The sequence below is a fragment of the Pseudomonas orientalis genome (assembly GCF_022807995.1).
GTDB lineage: Bacteria > Pseudomonadota > Gammaproteobacteria > Pseudomonadales > Pseudomonadaceae > Aquipseudomonas > Aquipseudomonas orientalis_B.
Genome location: NZ_CP094351.1, coordinates 3,843,594 through 3,860,638, shown reverse-complemented (window position 1 = coordinate 3,860,638; position 17,045 = coordinate 3,843,594). Strand labels below are relative to the sequence as shown.

General features: G+C 62.1%; 14 protein-coding genes. 8 read left to right on the top strand and 6 right to left on the bottom strand.

Features of this window, described 5'->3' with window-relative positions:
* Positions 1 to 43 precede the first annotated feature (43 nt).
* From MRY17_RS17145 to MRY17_RS17130, 4 genes are all read right to left on the bottom strand, one after another.
* Positions 44 to 1,072 carry an alpha/beta hydrolase family protein gene (locus tag MRY17_RS17145; RefSeq protein WP_181284526.1) on the bottom strand — a complete coding sequence of 343 codons (1,029 nt, stop codon included), beginning with the start codon at positions 1,070 to 1,072 and terminating at the stop codon, positions 44 to 46.
* 117 nt (positions 1,073 to 1,189) lie between these two features.
* Positions 1,190 to 1,801, bottom strand: coding sequence for a transferase (locus tag MRY17_RS17140; RefSeq protein ID WP_243352558.1), 612 nt, complete (start codon positions 1,799 to 1,801; stop codon positions 1,190 to 1,192).
* A 161-nt stretch (positions 1,802 to 1,962) separates the two neighbouring features.
* Positions 1,963 to 2,259 carry a DUF6124 family protein gene (locus MRY17_RS17135; protein WP_181284550.1) on the bottom strand — a complete coding sequence of 99 codons (297 nt, stop codon included), beginning with the start codon at positions 2,257 to 2,259 and terminating at the stop codon, positions 1,963 to 1,965.
* A gap of 375 nt (positions 2,260 to 2,634) precedes the next feature.
* Positions 2,635 to 3,600 carry a GlxA family transcriptional regulator gene (locus tag MRY17_RS17130; RefSeq protein WP_181284524.1) on the bottom strand — a complete coding sequence of 322 codons (966 nt, stop codon included), beginning with the start codon at positions 3,598 to 3,600 and terminating at the stop codon, positions 2,635 to 2,637.
* Between the two features lie 125 nt (positions 3,601 to 3,725).
* Between MRY17_RS17130 and MRY17_RS17125 the strand changes: the two genes are divergently transcribed.
* A complete protein-coding gene (locus MRY17_RS17125; RefSeq protein WP_243352557.1) occupies positions 3,726 to 4,607 on the top strand; it encodes an MBL fold metallo-hydrolase in 882 nt (293 codons plus the stop codon).
* Positions 4,608 to 4,926: 319 nt separating this feature from the next.
* On the opposite strand, the gene gudD is transcribed toward MRY17_RS17125, so the two are convergent.
* Both gudD and MRY17_RS17115 read right to left on the bottom strand, forming a co-directional pair.
* Positions 4,927 to 6,252 carry a glucarate dehydratase gene (gene gudD / locus MRY17_RS17120; RefSeq protein WP_243352556.1) on the bottom strand — a complete coding sequence of 442 codons (1,326 nt, stop codon included), beginning with the start codon at positions 6,250 to 6,252 and terminating at the stop codon, positions 4,927 to 4,929.
* 18 nt (positions 6,253 to 6,270) lie between these two features.
* Positions 6,271 to 7,632 (bottom strand): MFS transporter, encoded by a 1,362-nt coding sequence (locus tag MRY17_RS17115; RefSeq protein ID WP_243352555.1) that lies wholly within the window; start codon positions 7,630 to 7,632, stop codon positions 6,271 to 6,273.
* 327 nt (positions 7,633 to 7,959) lie between these two features.
* Between MRY17_RS17115 and MRY17_RS17110 the strand changes: the two genes are divergently transcribed.
* From MRY17_RS17110 to MRY17_RS17080, 7 genes are all read left to right on the top strand, one after another.
* The gene (locus MRY17_RS17110; RefSeq protein ID WP_191955738.1) at positions 7,960 to 8,670 is read left to right on the top strand and encodes a FadR/GntR family transcriptional regulator; all 711 of its coding nucleotides are present in this window, start codon (positions 7,960 to 7,962) and stop codon (positions 8,668 to 8,670) included.
* 13 nt (positions 8,671 to 8,683) lie between these two features.
* Positions 8,684 to 9,379 carry a tRNA (adenine(22)-N(1))-methyltransferase gene (locus tag MRY17_RS17105; RefSeq protein WP_243352554.1) on the top strand — a complete coding sequence of 232 codons (696 nt, stop codon included), beginning with the start codon at positions 8,684 to 8,686 and terminating at the stop codon, positions 9,377 to 9,379.
* Positions 9,380 to 9,640: 261 nt separating this feature from the next.
* Positions 9,641 to 11,698, top strand: coding sequence for a methyl-accepting chemotaxis protein (locus tag MRY17_RS17100; protein WP_243352553.1), 2,058 nt, complete (start codon positions 9,641 to 9,643; stop codon positions 11,696 to 11,698).
* Positions 11,699 to 11,765: 67 nt separating this feature from the next.
* Complete coding sequence (locus MRY17_RS17095; RefSeq protein ID WP_181285143.1) at positions 11,766 to 12,392, top strand: glutathione S-transferase family protein; 627 nt, start codon at positions 11,766 to 11,768, stop codon at positions 12,390 to 12,392.
* Between the two features lie 255 nt (positions 12,393 to 12,647).
* Positions 12,648 to 14,372: an OPT family oligopeptide transporter gene (locus MRY17_RS17090; RefSeq protein ID WP_181285144.1), complete on the top strand. Its 1,725-nt coding sequence runs from the start codon at positions 12,648 to 12,650 to the stop codon at positions 14,370 to 14,372.
* Positions 14,373 to 14,505: 133 nt separating this feature from the next.
* Positions 14,506 to 15,912: a GABA permease gene (gene gabP, locus MRY17_RS17085; protein ID WP_181285145.1), complete on the top strand. Its 1,407-nt coding sequence runs from the start codon at positions 14,506 to 14,508 to the stop codon at positions 15,910 to 15,912.
* A 22-nt stretch (positions 15,913 to 15,934) separates the two neighbouring features.
* The gene (locus MRY17_RS17080; RefSeq protein ID WP_243352552.1) at positions 15,935 to 17,020 is read left to right on the top strand and encodes a GlxA family transcriptional regulator; all 1,086 of its coding nucleotides are present in this window, start codon (positions 15,935 to 15,937) and stop codon (positions 17,018 to 17,020) included.
* Positions 17,021 to 17,045: the final 25 nt, after the last annotated feature.

Below are 17,045 nucleotides of genomic sequence, written 5' to 3'. Positions count from 1 at the left end.
AAAAACCTGGATTGAAAGGTTTACCTGCCGAGGATGCCACCGATCAATGCGCGAGGAACGCGCTGATCAGCGTGATCACCTGTTGCTGAATCTGCGCCCGGGGCCGCCCGGCCTCGCTGTCTCGGCAAATCATGCTGTCACCGGGCATCTCCTCGTCGAGTATCGCCGCCGCGCCGGGTTTGCACTGCGCCATAAAGCTGAAGTGGCTCGCGTCGCTGATCTCCACGTATTGCGTGGATGCTTTCGGCAGCCGACTGGCCAAGTCGGCAGACTCCAGCCCCACAGCCATGTCCTCCGAGGGCACGCCTCCAGCAATCACCAGCGCCGGCACGGGCAGCGCGGCCAGGCTGGCATCGGTCATGCCTCGCGACAGGCCCAGGTCCAATGACACCACAGCGGCGACGCGCTTATCCCTCAAGTCAGCGGCCAGTTGGGCTTTGCCATCGACAGCGCCGGTGGGATTCATCTGCGCGTAGCCGATGCAACCACCCAACTTGGGATGGGCCAGGCAGTCCCGGGCGAACAGATCAGCATCGAAACGCGCACCGGCGTTTTCCAGCACCGTCCAGCCACCGAGAGAATGGCCCACCGCCGCAATCCGGTTTTGCGCCACCGCACCAAATTGCTTCGGCCGCGCAAGCACCGCATCGATGGCGCGGCTCAGGTCTCTGGGTCGCTGCCATAACTGCGCCGCCGCATCTGCACTGCGGTCCTTACTGGTAGTGCCCGGATGATTCACCGCCGCCACGATATAACCCCGCTGAGCCAGCGCACTCGCCAACCACAGCTGATTGCCCCAATTGCCGCCGTAGCCGTGGGAGAGCACCACCAGCGGGTGTTCACCACCGGCCGGCGGCGCATCGGGCACTGCCAGAGCGCCGAAGAATACCGCGTCGTCCCGGATCAACTGGGGAGTGGCCCTGGTTGCTGTGGGGTACCAGACCACCATTTCCAGCGCGCGCTGGTTGCGTGCGTCGGGCAGGTTGGTGGTGTTGAAACCGATGGGATTGTCGTTGGCGAATGCGGGAGTGATCATGCCAATCAGGAGCAAGGCGGCGAGGGTGGTTTTCACTGTTTTTATCGTCCTTGAAGTGAGAGGCGCAGCATGATCTGAAACCGGCAATTTGGGTAGTGCGCAAGTGGCGCAATCCCTGTTCCGCACCCGCACTGCAGATCGTGCTGACGCTGCTTAGTCGTAGGCGAGCTGATCAATCAACCCCAACCGCGCAACACGGCTGTTGGGCTGCAGGAACGCGCCGGGAGCGATGACGGCGTTTGCGCCAATTTTGCAGCCGTCGCCTACCAGGGCGCCGAATTTGTTCACGCCCGTCTCAATGACAGCATCGGCATAGCGGATCCTGATATCCGCGCCATCCAGTTCGTTACGATAGTTGGCGATGATTGCACCGGCCTCGATATTGACGCCTTCGCCGATCACCGAATCGCCGACAAAGTTGAAATGCGCCAGCTTGCTCGACCCAAGCATGAAGCTGCTTTTCAGTTCGCAGCTTGGGCCCACGATGCACTGTTTGCCCAGATAAACGCCGCCACGCAGGTAGGCGCCTGCGGCGACGAATGAGCCTTCACCGATGATGATCGGCCCCTTCAGCACAGCGCCTTCTTCGACCGTGGCGCTTTCATGAATGGCACAGTTTCCGTGGCGGCGGTAGCCTGCGCCGAGGCGTGAAAGCAACGCCAGGACGTGATTTTCGCAGTCCTGGGTCACCTGCCAGGCGGCGGCAGTGCCCAGGCCAAGGGAGGGCCATTGAGTGATGAATGTGCTGATCTGGGGAAGCTTCATCGAAAATTTCTCCGGTGCGTAAGAGGGCGTTTGGCGCCGTGCGGCGGTGCCCAGGCCCATCTTATAGTGGTCTGCCCCGGAGTTGGCTAATCGCAAGCAAGTCGCGGAATCGTCGTGACCTGGGTCGCAACGACTCCGCGATCTATCGAACTACTGGAGAGTCAGCTTCCCGCTCCAGCGCTCTCGCGCTCCATCAGCTTATCCACCAACAAAACCCCCAACTCACTCAGTTGGTGAATCGCCAGCGCCACGTCGCGCTGTTTGCCGGTCGGTTCATCCGACAGGTCGAGCAGCAAGGCGGTAACCGAGGTGAAGGTTTCATAGCTGTTGGCGATGAGCGTTTCGCTGCTGGCATTCTCAGCGACGCAGAACAGCGTGGACGATGGTGGTGCAGGCGCCTCGGCGCCAGCGTTGAGGTAGTGATCGATCGCACGATGCGCCGCTTGATTGAGTTTCAGGTCGGGATCGTTTGGAGGGTTTGGCGTGACTTTGAACCTGTGTGTTGTACCTGTTTTAAGGCCAACACCTTTTCGCTACTAAACGAAAGGGTGGCGGCTGTACGCAGGTTAGTAGACCGGGGAAACACACAAAGCCGGCGCGCCCGAGGGCGCCCTGCGCACAGCCACCATCAAGCACAGACAAGAACATCTGATCGATGAGGCTCATGCACTTTATGTTGTCACTCGGGCTACTAAACCCGATCACTGAGTTGTCAGCGACCGAGCCACCTTAGAGACGCCCATCCAAGCGCACAAGCCGGCGGATTCTGACGCAACTGTAGGCAACGGAGCAAGGCGCTGAAGCCCGCTGTAGGACATGTCGACAGGGTGTTGTCACTGTTCCACTCCCAGGCAAAACATCTTCCGATACTCCGAAGGCGACGTGCCCAGTTGCCTGCCAAAATGCTGTCTCAATGACAGTGCCGTGCCAAATCCCACTTCCCCTGCGATGCATTCAACCGCCAGATCGGTCGTCTCCAGCAGCGCCTGCGCCCTGGCCACGCGTTCGGCGCTCAACCATTTGGACACCGTGGTGCCGGTGGCCTCCTTGAACCGACGAGTAAAGGTGCGCCTGCTCATCCTGGCCCGGTCCGCCAGCACGTCCAGCGACAGGTCCTCGGCCAGGTGCGCGCGCGCCCATGCCAGCACCTGCGACAGGTGCGTCTCGCTGGATAGTTGCGGCACCGGGTGCTCCACGTATTGCGCCTGGCCGCCCTGGCGGTGGGGCGGGGTGACCAGCATCTTCGCAGTACGGTTCGCCACATCGGCGCCGAGGCGCTGGCGTACCAAGTGCAGGCAACAGTCGATGGCCGCTACGGTACCGGCGGAAGTGATGATGTTGCCGTCACATACATACAGAACCTCCGGCCGGAACCGAGCGTCGGGAAAGCGCCGCGCAAACTCGTCGCGGACGGCCCAGTGGGTGGTGGCTTCCTTGTTGTCCAGCAGGCCCGCATCGCCCAGCACGAATGCGCCCAGACACAAGCCCACCATCAGCTTGCCCTGTGCATCGGCCAGCTGCAGCGCGTTGATGAGCGTGGGGGACGCCGTCACCGACTGATCGCCCCAGGCGGGGATGATGATCACATCGGCCGTGTGCATCAGTTCCAGGCCGAGGCTCACGGACAGCCCGAGGCCTTGGTCACTGCTGACTATGCCGGGCTGCTCGGCACAGTAATCGACCTGGTAATGAGGCTCGTCGGGCCTGGAGTGGGCCGTTCCCAGCACCATTCCCGGCACGGAGAGATGAAACAGGCTGACGCCGTCGAAGGCGAGAACGGCTACACGTATGGGGGGCATCGGGGCAATCTCGGGAGCGCAGAGCGGTTGGCCCGATTATATCGCTATCTGTCATTCAGGCCACTGTTGGCCTTCAGCGGATTTGGCAAGAATGAACGCCTCGATACATCAACAGGATAAGACTCATGAAATTTACAACGCTACCCCTGGCCCTCGGCATTGCTTGCGGCGCCGCTGCCGTCCCCGCATTTGCAGGCTCGAGCACACCAGAAGCCGCCCACAAGGTGGACCTTCAACAAGTGCGTAACGCGACGGTGAAAATCACCTATGGCGGTACCACCTTTCTGATCGACCCGATGCTGGCTAAAAAGGGCACCTACCCAGGCTTTGAAAACACCTACCGCAGCGAGCTGCGCAACCCGCTGGTGGACTTGACCGAGTCCCCGGCCGAGGTTATTTCCGGCGTCGACGCTGTAATCGTTACACACACCCACCTTGACCACTGGGACGACGCCGCACAGCAAGCGCTGCCCAAGGACATCCCGTTGTTTGCCCAGCATGAAGAAGACGCGCAACTGATTCGTTCCCAAGGCTTCAAGAATGTGCGTGTGCTGACCGACGAGGCGCAGTTCGGCGGCGTCAAGATCACCAAGACCGGCGGCCAGCATGGCACCGACGAGATGTATGCCGTGCCGGCACTGGCCAAGCCGTTGGGCGAAGCCATGGGCGTGGTGTTTCAAGCGCCGGGCTATAAGACGCTGTACCTGGCCGGTGACACGGTGTGGCGCAAAGAGGTCGACCAGGCCATCGAGACGTTTCAGCCTGAGGTGATCGTGCTCAATGCCGGAAAGGCCATGATGGCAGGGTATAAAGGCTCGATCATCATGGGCGAGGAAGATGTGCTGCGCGCTGCCCAGACCGCAAAAAACGCGAAGATCGTGGCGGTGCATATGGACGCCATCAACCACATGTCCCTGACCCGCGAGGCGTTGCGCAGCTACGTCAAGCAGCACGGTATCGAGGGACGGGTGGATATTCCTGAAGACGGTGCATCATTGGCATTCTGACGCCAAGCGCAGGTCAAAATGTGGGAGGGGGCTTGCTCCCGATAGCGGCAGAACAACCAACATTTCAATAGCTGATACACCAGGCTTTTTGTAGGAGCGAGCTTGCTCGCGAAAAACTCACAGGCACCGCGTTCATTCAGAAAGCACGCGTTATCGTTGACGTTTTTCGCGAGCAAGAGCTAGGCGCCCCCCTCGCTCCTACAGACGGCGGTGTACGCTTAACTGACTGGCATTGCATCGGGAGCAAGCCCCCTCCCACATCGTGCGCGGGTGTGGATTAGATTCTTTCTTGCCGGGCCTGCCATTGGCAGGAGCGGTCTCACCGTACCAGGCAAGGCTGCTTGTTGTTGAAGCGCCAACCCGGCATCAGGAACTGCATCGCCACGCTGTCATCCCGCGCGCCCAGGCCCATATCCTTGTACAACTCGTGGGCCTTGGCCACGGCGTCCATGTCGATATCCACCCCCAGGCCAGGCTTGGCCGGCACCTTTACGTAGCCGCCTTCGATCTTCAGTGGCTCCCGGGTCAGGCGCTGTCCGTCCTGCCAGATCCAGTGGGTGTCGATAGCGGTGATCTCGCCCGGCGCGGCCGCCGCCACCTGGGTGAACATGGCCAGGGAAATATCGAAATGGTTGTTGGAGTGCGAGCCCCAGGTCAGGCCCCATTCATGGCACATTTGCGCCACGCGCACCGAGCCTTGCATCGTCCAGAAATGCGGGTCGGCGAGGGGGATGTCCACCGATTGCAACTGAATGGCGTGGCCCATTTCGCGCCAGTCGGTGGCGATCATGTTGGTGGCGGTTTTGAGGCCCGTGGCGCGGCGGAATTCGGCCATGACTTCGCGGCCCGAATAGCCGTTTTCCGCGCCGCAGGGGTCTTCGGCGTAGGCCAGGACGTGATGCTGGTCGCGGCACAGGCGGATGGCTTCCTTGAGCGACCAGGCGCCGTTCGGGTCAAGGGTGATGCGCGCATCCGGAAAGCGCTCGGCCAGGGCGGTGACCGCTTCGATCTCGGCATCGCCACTCAATACGCCGCCCTTGAGCTTGAAGTCGTTGAAACCGTATCGGGCCTTGGCGGCTTCGGCCAGGCGTACCACGGCGTCGGCAGTCAGGGCTTTTTCATGGCGCAGGCGCAACCAGTCGTCATCGGCGTCGGCCTCGTTGCGGTAGGCCAGGTCCGTGGCGGTGCGGTCACCGACGTAGAACAGGTAACCGAGCATTTTCACTGCGTCGCGTTGCTGGCCCTCGCCGAGCAGGGCGGCCACCGGCACCTCGAGGAACTGACCGAGCAAGTCGAGCAGCGCCGCCTCTATCGCCGTAACCGCGTGAATGGTGATACGCAGGTCAAAGGTTTGCAGCCCACGCCCGGCTGCGTCCCGAGAGGCAAAGGTGCTGCGCATCTGGTTGAGGATGCGCTGGTACTGACCGATCGGCTGGCCGATCACCAGGCTGCGCGCGTCCTCCAGGGTTTCACGGATGCGTTCGCCACCGGGCACTTCACCCACGCCGGTGTTGCCGCTGCTGTCCTTGATAATCACGATATTGCGCGTGAAGTAAGGACCGTGGGCGCCGCTGAGGTTCAGCAGCATGCTGTCGTGACCGGCGACCGGGATGACGTGCAAGTGGGTGATGACGGGAGTATTCATGGCAAGGTCCTTATACGCTCAAAGAGGTTTGCTGATGGCGTTGGCGGTGGGCGCAATGCTGGGAGACATTAGCCCGGCGGCAGGTGAGGTCCTGGCGAAAAACACCAGGATAGCCGCGAGCACCGAGGTGCCGGCCAGGCCGTAAAGCCCGCCCTGGATCGAGCCGGTGGTTTGTTCCAGAAAGCCGAAGGTGGTCGGTGCGACAAAGCCGCCCAGGTTGCCGATGGAGTTGATCAAGGCGATCACTGCGGCCGCGATGCGCACGTCGAGGTAGCCCTGGGGAATCGGCCAGAACAACGAAGACGCGGATTTGAACCCGATGGCCGCAAAGCAGATCGCCACGAAGGCGAAGATCGGCCCGCCGGTGGTGGACATGAACATCCCGGCCGCTGCGATCAACAAGGCTGCCGCGACCCACGCCTGCTGGAACTTGAACTTGCCTGACAGCGTTGCGAAGGCGTACATGGCGATGATCGAGATCAGCCAGGGAATCGAATTGAAGAAGCCGACTTGTACGTCGCTCAGGTCGCCCATCTTCTTGATGATGCTCGGCAGCCAGAACGTCGCTGCATAAATCGTCAGTTGGATGCAGAAATACAACACGCAGAACAGCAGGATCTGTCGGTCCTTGAGCAGCTTGCCGAGGGTTGGTTTGACCGTGGTCAGGGCTTCGCGGTCACGCTGTTCCTGATCGATGGCCGCAACCAGCGCGTCCTGTTCTTCGCGGCTCAGCCACTTGGCGTCATGGGGCTTGGAGTCCAGCCAGAACCACACAAAGAAGCCCAGCGCCACAGAGGCCAGGCCTTCGATGGCGAACATCCATTGCCAGCCGTGCAGTCCGAAGCCTTCGATCTGCAACAGCGCACCCGACAGCGGGCCGGAGATCAAGGACGCCACCGCCGAACCGCTGAGGAAGATCGCGATGGCTTTGCCGCGTTCAACCCCGGGCAACCAGCGCGTGAAGTAGTAGATCACCCCGGGAAAGAAGCCTGCTTCAGCCACACCCAGCAGGAACCGCAGAATGTAAAAGTGGGTTTCGTTCTGGATGAACGCCATCAACGTGGCGACGATGCCCCAGGTGAACATGATGCGCGTCAGCCAGATGCGCGCGCCGACTTTTTGCAGCAGCATGTTGGACGGCACTTCAAAGATCGCGTAGCCGATGAAGAACAGCCCGGCGCCGAAGCCATAGGCTGCCGCGCCGATGCCCAGGTCGTGCTCCATGTGCGTGCGCACGAAGCCGATATTGACCCGGTCGATGTAGTTGAGGATGAACATGATCACGAACAGTGGGAGCACATGGCCCTTCACTTTGCTCACGGCGCGGGTAAGCACCGAATCGGTTTGTGATGCAGCGGATGCATGGCTGGAATGGTTCACGATGGAAAACGCCCCCTGATTTGTTTTTATGCGGGTTTGGGTTTTGTTGCCAGACATCATACAAGTACATTTTTATAAACCGCAATGTGGCGTCGAGATTATTTTGTTCTTATAAAAGCGCTACCGAATCAGTTATTTTGGCTAATTACCGCATTTACAGGAGTTTTTTCGTTAGCGGGGCGCGCGCTGTACCGCAGAAAATCCTAGGGGCGACAACGCGTTATCAGATTAGTTGTCATACAAGTTGGTGGTTTCATGAATCAACTCGGCGCCGTCCGTGAACGGGGTGTTAAGCTCCCCTCAGCCCAACCCCGTGGACCCTCAGCGATGCCCAATGAAAACGCGCCCCCTGTGCGCAGACGCTCCACCAACCTGGCCCAAGGCGTGGTCGACGCGCTGACCCGGCGCATTCTGCTCGGGCAGCTCAAGCCGGGCGAAAAACTGCCGTCCGAATCCACCATCGTGATCGAGCATGGGGTGAGCCGTACGGTGGTGCGCGAAGCCATTTCCAAGCTGCAGGCGTCGGGTCTGGTGGAGACGCGCCACGGCATCGGCACGTTCGTCCTGGCGCAACACGCCCGGCAGGGCCTGCGCCTGCACGTCGACACCGTCGCCAGCGTGCGCAATATGCTGGAGCTGCGCCTGGGCCTGGAAGTACAGGCGGTGGCATTGGCCGCGTTGCGCCGTACCGACGTGCAACTGGCCCACATGCGCCAGGCGCTGGACGACTATCAGGCCTCCCTGGCCAGCAACGACAGCTGTGTGGAGGAGGACAAGCGCTTTCACCAACTGATCGCCGAAGCCACCGGCAATACGTTTTTCAGTGAAATCATGCAGCATCTGGGCACCGCGATGATCCCGCGCACCCAGGTCAAGGCTGACGAGCGTGGCGGGGCGGATTTTGCCAAGCTGGGTCAACTGGCGAGCCTGGAGCATGAGGCGATCTTCAATGCGCTCCAGCGTCAGGACCCGGACGCCGCGCGCGCGGCGATGGTGCTGCATTTGACCAACAGCCGTGATCGTTTTTCCGGCGAATGAAAAGGAACCCGCGTTGAATCCACACACATTGTCCCTGCGCCTGGAGCGCGTGGCCGCGCAGGTGCCGGCCGGCGCGCGCCTGGCCGACATCGGCTCGGACCACGGTTACTTGCCGGTGGCGCTGATGCGCCGTGGCGCCATTGCCGGCGCGGTGGCGGGGGAGGCTGCGAGCACGCCCTTTCAGGCGGCCCGGCGCACCGTGCGCAACAGCGGCCTTGAAGCCTATATCAGCGTGCGCCTGGCCGATGGGCTGGCGGCCATCGCGCCGGACGACGCCATCACCGCCATCAGCCTGTGCGGCATGGGCGGCGAGACGATTCGTGACATTCTCGACCAAGGCAAGGCACAGTTGAGCGGCCGGGAACGCTTGGTCCTGCAACCCAATGGCGGCGAGTATCCATTGCGCCACTGGTTGATGCACAACGACTATCGCATCGTGCACGAAGAGCTGCTGCACGAGAACCGCTTCTATTACGAAATCATCGTCGCCGAACGGACCGGGCCTGTGTCCTACACCGAAGAACAGCTGTATTTCGGACCGCTGCATTTGCTGGAGCGCAGTCCGGCGTTCGTGGCGAAGTGGCAGCGCTTGCTGCATCAGAAACAAAAGACCCTGGCCAGTTTCGAGAACGCCAGGCAGTCGGTGCCGGAAGAAAAAATCCACCGGACCGCCCGGCATATACAGTGGATGACTCAACTGCTGACCTGAAGAGCGTTCGGGGTTGCCAACGCTAGACCCTTCCCACGTTAGGGCGTGTCCCCGACGGTTACAGGCGCGTGCCCGGTAATGAGTGCTTTCGCCCCATTTTCGCGCACCGCTCGATGGTTTCTTAGCGCCGTGACACGTGCAGTCACGCCTTCACCTCACGGCCCAGATCTTGCTTGAGCCAGATTAATCAATGACATGGCATTTTGCCGTTAGTCATTCCCGGCTGTGAAGTATGGGGTTGTTCAGGGGAGTTTGTAGGGCATGCAAAGACTTTTATCACCCGGTATCCGTCTGCTGGGGCGGTTCGGTTTCGCGCGTAAGTTTCAGCTGCTGTTCCTACTGTTCATGCTGCCGCTCGCCGGCAGCCTGTGGATGATCGGCCAGGATTACCACGACAAACTCGCGGTGATTACCAGCGAACAGTCCGGCGTGCGCCAACTGTTGGCGCTGGACTCCCTCGATGCGCAACTGAGCGCCCAGCGCAACCTGGCCGCGCGCTGGAAAGCCCTGGATATTCTGCATGCCCCGACCCCTGCCGCCCAGGCTGCGATGGCCAGGGTGGATGCGGGCAGTCCGCTGATTCAACAAGGTCTGCAAACCCTGGGTGACACCCTCAAGACCCATCACGCCAGCGCCGCTACCCAGGCACGCTTCGACACGTTGCAGGCGGCGGTCAAGGGCATGGACACCCAGGCCCTGCGCACCGTCGGCTGGTGGCCGGATGGCTATGACCGTTTCACCGCCGCCCTGACCGCCATGCAATCGCTGCGCGAACAGATCACTCTGGACACCGGCCTGATCCTCGATCCCTGGCTGGAAACCTACCTGCTGATGCAGATTTCCAGCCAGCACACACCGGACCTGATCGAGCGTATCGGCCGCACGGCCAGCGTCGGCCAATCCTCGATTGCCTCGGGCCAGTTCACCCTGCAAAGCCGCTTGCAGATGCGTGACCTGCGCGGCCGCATCGGCGATGCGCGGGATCAGTTGGTCAAGGCCGCCACGGCGCTGAAGGCCAAGCAATACTCCGGCCTTGAACCCTGGACCGAGCAATACGACACCAGCCTGCAACGCCTGGACAGCGAACTCAAAACCCTGGACGACGGCGTGTTCGGCGGCACCATCAAGCTCGACAGCGCCGCGTTCGATCAAAGTGTCGACGCCATGCTCGCGGCGTTGGGCGCGTTGCGCAGCCAGTCGCTGCATTCGCTCGATGCACGCTTGAGTTACTACCGCGAGCGATCCTTGCAGCACTTCATCCCGGTGGCGGCGACGTTCAGCCTGCTGGCGCTGGCGGCGCTGTACCTGTTCATCTGCCTGCAAGCTTCGATCCGTCGCAGCGCGAGCGGCATTACCACCCTCGCCGAATCCCTGCGTGACGGTAACCTGCGCGTCGAAGTGGCGGTGCAGGGGCGTGATGAACTGGCCGCCATCAGCACGGCGCTCAACGTTGCCGTGGTGCAACTGCGTACCAGCCTGCTCGGGGTCAATCATGAAACCCAGCAACTGGGCGCCACCGTGCTCATCCTCAGCGCGCAATCGGGCAGCACCCTTACCGACGTCGAAGACCAGCGGCACCAGATCAGCCAGATCGCCGCCGCCGCCACCCAGTTGGCCGCTACCTCCCTGGGCGTCGCCAGAAGCTGCGAGCAGGCTGCTGACAGCGCCCAGCACACCCGGCGTATCGCCGAAGACAGCAGCCGCGACAGCCAGCGCACCACGGCCAGTATCCAGCAGCTCAACCAGCGCCTGACTGACACTGCCAATGCCCTGGAACAGGTCAGCCAGCAGGGCCAGCAGATTCAATCGGTGGTCGACACCATTCGCGGCATTGCCGAACAGACCAACCTGCTGGCCCTCAACGCCGCCATCGAAGCCGCCCGCGCCGGCGAGCAAGGCCGAGGCTTTGCGGTGGTCGCCGATGAAGTGCGCAGCCTGTCGCAACGCACCCAGGCCTCCACCGCACAGATCGCCGGCACGGTGGACAGCCTGCGCGCCACGGTCAGCCAGGCCGTCAGCCTGATGGGCGCCGCCTGCGAGCAGGCGCTCACCGATGCCGAATCCGTCACCGGCCTGGGTGCGCGCCTGGGGGAAATTGCCGGTGCCGTGCAGCACGTCACCGACACCCTGGCGCACATCGCCGCCGCCGTGGAGGAACAGGCAGCGACGGCGGACGAGGTGAGCGGCAATATCCAGCAGGTCGACCAGGCGGCCGGGCGCCTGCTCGACGGCGCCCGGGCGGTCAATCAGGCGGCTGACAGCCTCAGCCAGGGCAGCCGGGCGTTGAGCGATAACACGGCGCGGTTTCGATTGGGATGACGCGAATTTAGGGCACTCCATCGTCGTCGTGCAGTCTTCTCCTTAACCCCAACGGAGCTGCCCCCCTATGATTACCGTCCACCACCTCAACAACTCGCGCTCCCAGCGCATCCTCTGGCTGCTGGAAGAACTGGGCCTGCCTTACCAGATCAAGCGCTACCAGCGCGACCCGAAAACCAACCTCGCGCCACCCGAGCTCAAGGCGATTCATCCGTTGGGTAAATCGCCGGTGATCGAGGACGGGTCCCGCGTACTGATTGAGTCGGCTGCCATTATCGACTACCTGATTCGCCGCCACGGCAACGGCCGACTGCAACCCGATCCGGCCAGCGCCACCTATGATCAATACGTGCAATGGCTGCATTTTGCCGAGGGCTCGGCCATGCTGCCGCTGATGCTCAACCTCTACGTCGGTCGCCTGGGTGAAGCCGGCGCGCCGCTGCACCCGCGCATTGAATCGGAGCTGGCCAACTACCTTGGCTACCTCAATGACGTACTCGGGCAAACGCCGTACCTGGTGGGTGACGAGCTGACCGGTGCTGATATTCAGATGAGCTTTATCGGTGAGATAGCCAAGGCCCAGGGCAAGTTGCAGGCCTATACGAACCTCGCGGCGTGGGTGGACAAGCTCCAGCAGCGGCCGGCTTATCGCAAGGCGGTGGAGCAGGGCGGCGAGTACGCGTTCGCTAAATAGCCGTGCGGGAATGAACTGTTGAAGACTGGATGCAGATTCATTGTGGGAGGGGGCTTGCCCCCGAAGACGTCGGCCCAGCAAACAGTGATGTTGGTTGACCCACCGCTATCGGGGGCAAGCCCCCTCCCACATTTGACCTTCGCTGCTTCGAGCATTTCGTTCGCTTAACTGGCTGGCATCAGGGCTTCGATGAACCTTCGAGCCTTCCAGCGCTCACTTATGAGGTGGCACTGTTTTCCGTCGAAAGGAATCTGCATGCACCCCACCTCGGCAACCACCCCCGTACAACGTGAACTCAGCCTGCGAGCGGTCATCACCGGCATCCTGCTCGGTATCCTGCTCACACCGTCCAATGTGTACGCCGGCCTCAAGATCGGCTGGTCGTTCAACATGTCGATCATCGCGTTGTTGATCGGCTACGCGATCTGGCAGGGCCTGGCCAAACGCTCTGCAGCGCCCTTGCCGTGGACGCTGCATGAAAGCAATATCAACCAGACCGTCGCCTCGGCCGCCGCGTCGATCATTTCCGGCGGGCTGGTCGCGCCCATCCCGGCCTATACCTTGCTCACGGGCAACCAGCTGGAGGCGATCCCGATGATCGCCTGGGTGTTTTCCGTGAGCTTCCTGGGGATCTGGATCGCGTGGTACCTGCGGCCCTCATTGCTCAATGACAAGGCGCTGAAGTTTCCCGAAGGCATGGCGACCCTGGAAACCCTGCTGCACATCTACAACCACGGTCGCGAAGCGGCGACGCGCTTGAAAGTGCTGCTCGGCGCCGCGTTGCTGTCGGGTTGGGTCAAGTGGGTGGATACCTTCCTGTGGGCGTTCCCACGCTGGTCGCCGACGGCCCAGCTCGAACGCCTGACATTCACCACGGACCCCTCGCTGTTGCTGCTCGGTTTTGGCGGCATCATCGGCATCCGCGTGGGCCTGACACTGCTGCTTGGCGCTTTGCTGGCCTGGGGCGGGCTGGGGCCCTGGCTGTTGGCGCACGGGCTGGTAAATGTTGCCCCGGGCAGCAGCGGCCCGCAATTCGCCGCGCTGGTGGAATGGCTGTTGTGGCCGGGCGTAAGCCTGATGGTGTGTTCCACCCTGGCATCGTTGGCAATTCGCTTGTGGGCGTTGCACCGAACCACCCGGGCGGACGGAGGCACGCCCTGGACCCTGCCAAAGCCCGGCCCGGCGGCCGGGTTTGCCCTGGCGATCATCCTGGTCGTGAGCCTGCAGGCGTCGCTGTTCGGCATCAACCTGTGGATGGCACTGCTCACCATCCCCCTGGCCATCTGCCTGGCCGCCGTGGCCGCACGCGTGGTGGGCGCCACCGGCATTCCGCCGATTGGCGCGATCGGGCAATTGTCCCAACTGAGTTTCGGCATCGTCGCGCCGGGCCAGGTACCGATCAACCTGATGAGCGCCAACACCGCCGGCGGCTCGGCCGGGCAGTGCACGGACTTGATGAATGACTTCAAGGTCGGCAAGGCAATTGGCGCCACGCCCCACAAGCAAGTCATCGCGCAGATCCTGGGGATTTTTGTCGGCAGTATTGTCGGCGTATTCGCCTACCTGGCGCTGATTCCCGACCCACAGACCATGCTCCTCACCGAACAATGGCCGGCCCCGGCCGTCGCCACCTGGAAAGCCGTAGCGCAAACCCTGACCCACGGGCTGGACTCATTGTCACCGAGCATCCGCTGGGCCATCGGCATCGCGGGCTTGATCGGCGTGGTGCTGGGTGTGCTCGACAGCACCTTGCCTGCCCATCGCAGCCGCTACCTGCCAAGCGCCGCCGCCCTGGGGCTGGCGTTTGTATTACCGGCATCCATTTCGCTGATGATGGCCTTGGGCGCGGTGCTGACCTGGTGGGTCAGCTGTCGTTGGCCCAGTGTGACGGAGCGCTTCGCAATTACTGCAGCGGCCGGCTTGATTGCGGGGGAAAGCATCACCGGAGTAGGGGCGTCATTCTGGCAGATGGTCAATTAATCGGCGGCTAAACCCACACGGCCTGTAGGTGCAAATGTCGAGATCAGACATAGTCATGCCGCGCTCAGGCTACTTGGGCTTTGTCCTGCGCCCGTAAGGTGGGGGCATTGATCGCCCGAGAACAACAAAAACAATGAATAGCCTCAATTCCAACGATTCCAACGGTCAGCTGGCGCAGGGTTTCAAGCCGCGTCACGTCACCATGTTGTCCATCGCAGGCATTATCGGCGCGGGGTTGTTTGTCGGTTCCGGCCACGCCATCGCGGCGGCGGGGCCGGCGGTGTTGCTGGCGTATCTGTTCTCCGGCCTGCTGGTGGTGCTGGTGATGCGCATGCTCGGGGAAATGGCGGTAGCGCGCCCGGACACCGGTTCCTTTTCGACCTACGCCGACCAGGCCATCGGCCGCTGGGCGGGCTTTACCATCGGCTGGTTGTACTGGTGGTTCTGGGTGTTGGTGATTCCGATCGAGGCGCTGGCGGCAGGTCACGTGCTCCATCAGTGGTTTCCCCAGGTCGATGCGTGGCTGTTCGCTTTGTTGTCGATCATCCTGCTGGTGATCACCAACCTGTTCAGCGTAGCGAAGTACGGTGAATTCGAGTTCTGGTTCGCAATGGCCAAGGTCATCGCCATTATCGGCTTTATCGGCCTGGGTTTCGGCGTGCTGATGGGCTGGATGCCAGATCACGAAGCCAGTGGCTTGAGCCGGTTGATGGAAGAGCACGGCGGTTTTGCGCCCAACGGTCTGTCGGCGGTGGTCGGGGCGTTCATCACCATCATGTTCAGCTTTATCGGTACGGAGGCCGTGACCATCGCTGCGGCCGAATCGAGCAACCCGGCACAGAACATCGCCAGGGCCACGCGTTCGGTAATCTGGCGCATCGGCGTGTTCTACCTGTTGTCGATCTTTGTCGTCATTTCCGTGGTGCCCTGGAACGACCCGTTGCTGGCGTCCGTGGGCTCCTATCAACGCGCGCTGGAGCTGATGAACATCCCCAACGCCAAATTCATGGTCGACGTGGTGGTGTTGATCGCCGTCGCCAGTTGCATGAACTCCTCGATCTACATCTCTTCGCGCATGCTGTTCTCCCTGGGTAAACGCGGCGACGCGCCCCCTGCGCTTAAACGCACCTCTGCGGCGGGCGTGCCCAGGGCGGCGGTGATTGCCAGCACCATCATCGGCGCAGGGGTGACGCTACTGAGCTACTTCATGCCCGCCGGCCTGTTCCAGTTTCTGCTCGCCAGTTCCGGCGCCATCGCGTTGCTGGTGTACCTGGTCATCGCCATCTCGCAACTGCGCATGCGCCGGTTGCTGCTCAGGCAGAACGTCGAGCTGGCCTTTCGTATGTGGCTGTTCCCCTGGCTGACTTACCTAGTGATTGTGTTCATCTGCGCAGCGTTGGCCGTGATGATGGTGACGCCGGAACACCGCACCGAAGTGTCCTCGACGATTGGCCTGGCCCTGGTGATCTCCTTGATTGGCGTGGTCACGGCGCGTCAGCATGGGCCCTCGGCCAAGGCCGTTGTGGTTGAGCCCTCGTGATCACGCGCAGGGAGTACGGGTGATGGAAGCTGACGCGCCGGCCTGCAAGACCCTCGGCTTTCTGCTGCTGGACCAATTCACCCTGATATCGCTTTCCTGCGCGGTCGAACCCTTGCGCATGGCCAATCAATTGGCCGGCGAAGAACTCTATCGCTGGCGAACCCTCAGCCTTAACGGTGAGCCGGTGTGGGCGAGCGATGGCGTGTCGGTCACACCGGATGCGGTGGCGCATGAACAGCGTGACCTGGATGCCGTGATCGTGTGTGGCGGCGTGGGCATCCAGCAGGCCGCCACGCCTGCGCACATCACCTGGTTGCGCAACCAGGCGCGTCTGTACTGCAACCGCCTTGGCGCGGTGTGCACCGGCAGTTGGGCGCTGGCCAGGGGGGGCCTGCTCGATGGCTTCCAGTGCAGCGTGCATTGGGAACTGATGGCCTCCCTGCAGGAAGCCTTTCCCCGGGTCACGGTCAGCGCCAGCGTGTTCTGCCTCGATGGCAACCGCTTCACCAGTTCCGGCGGCACCGCGCCGTTGGACATGATGCTGCACCTGATCGGCCGCGATCACGGGCATGAACTGGCGGCGGCGATTTCCCAGATGTTCGTGTACGAGCGCATCCGCAATGAGCGCGACACCCAGCGCGTACCCCTCAAGCACCTGCTGGGTACGCAACAGCCCAAGCTGCAGGAAGTGGTGGCCCTGATGGAAGCCAACCTGGAAGAACCCATCGACCTCGATGAACTGGCCGCCTACGTACAGGTATCGCGGCGCCAGCTGGAGCGCATGTTCCAGCGCTATCTGTACTGCACGCCGTCGCGCTACTACCTCAAGCTGCGCCTGACCCGGGCGCGCCAGTTGCTCATGCAGACGCCGATATCGATGGTCGAACTCGCGGCGATCTGCGGCTTCGTGTCCACGCCGCACTTTTCCAAGTGCTATCGGGATTTCTTCGGCGTGGCGCCCAGTGACGAACGCTCGGACATGCGCCTGCGCCTGCCGATTACGCCGCGCCCGGTGACCAAACAGGGGGCTCCGGCCAAACCCAAGAACATGCTGGAGCAGGCACGGGAAGAATCGACGTTTGCCAGTGTGAAGATTCAGCGGCGTTGAGGTGCCTGGGGCATGCTGCGCGGTA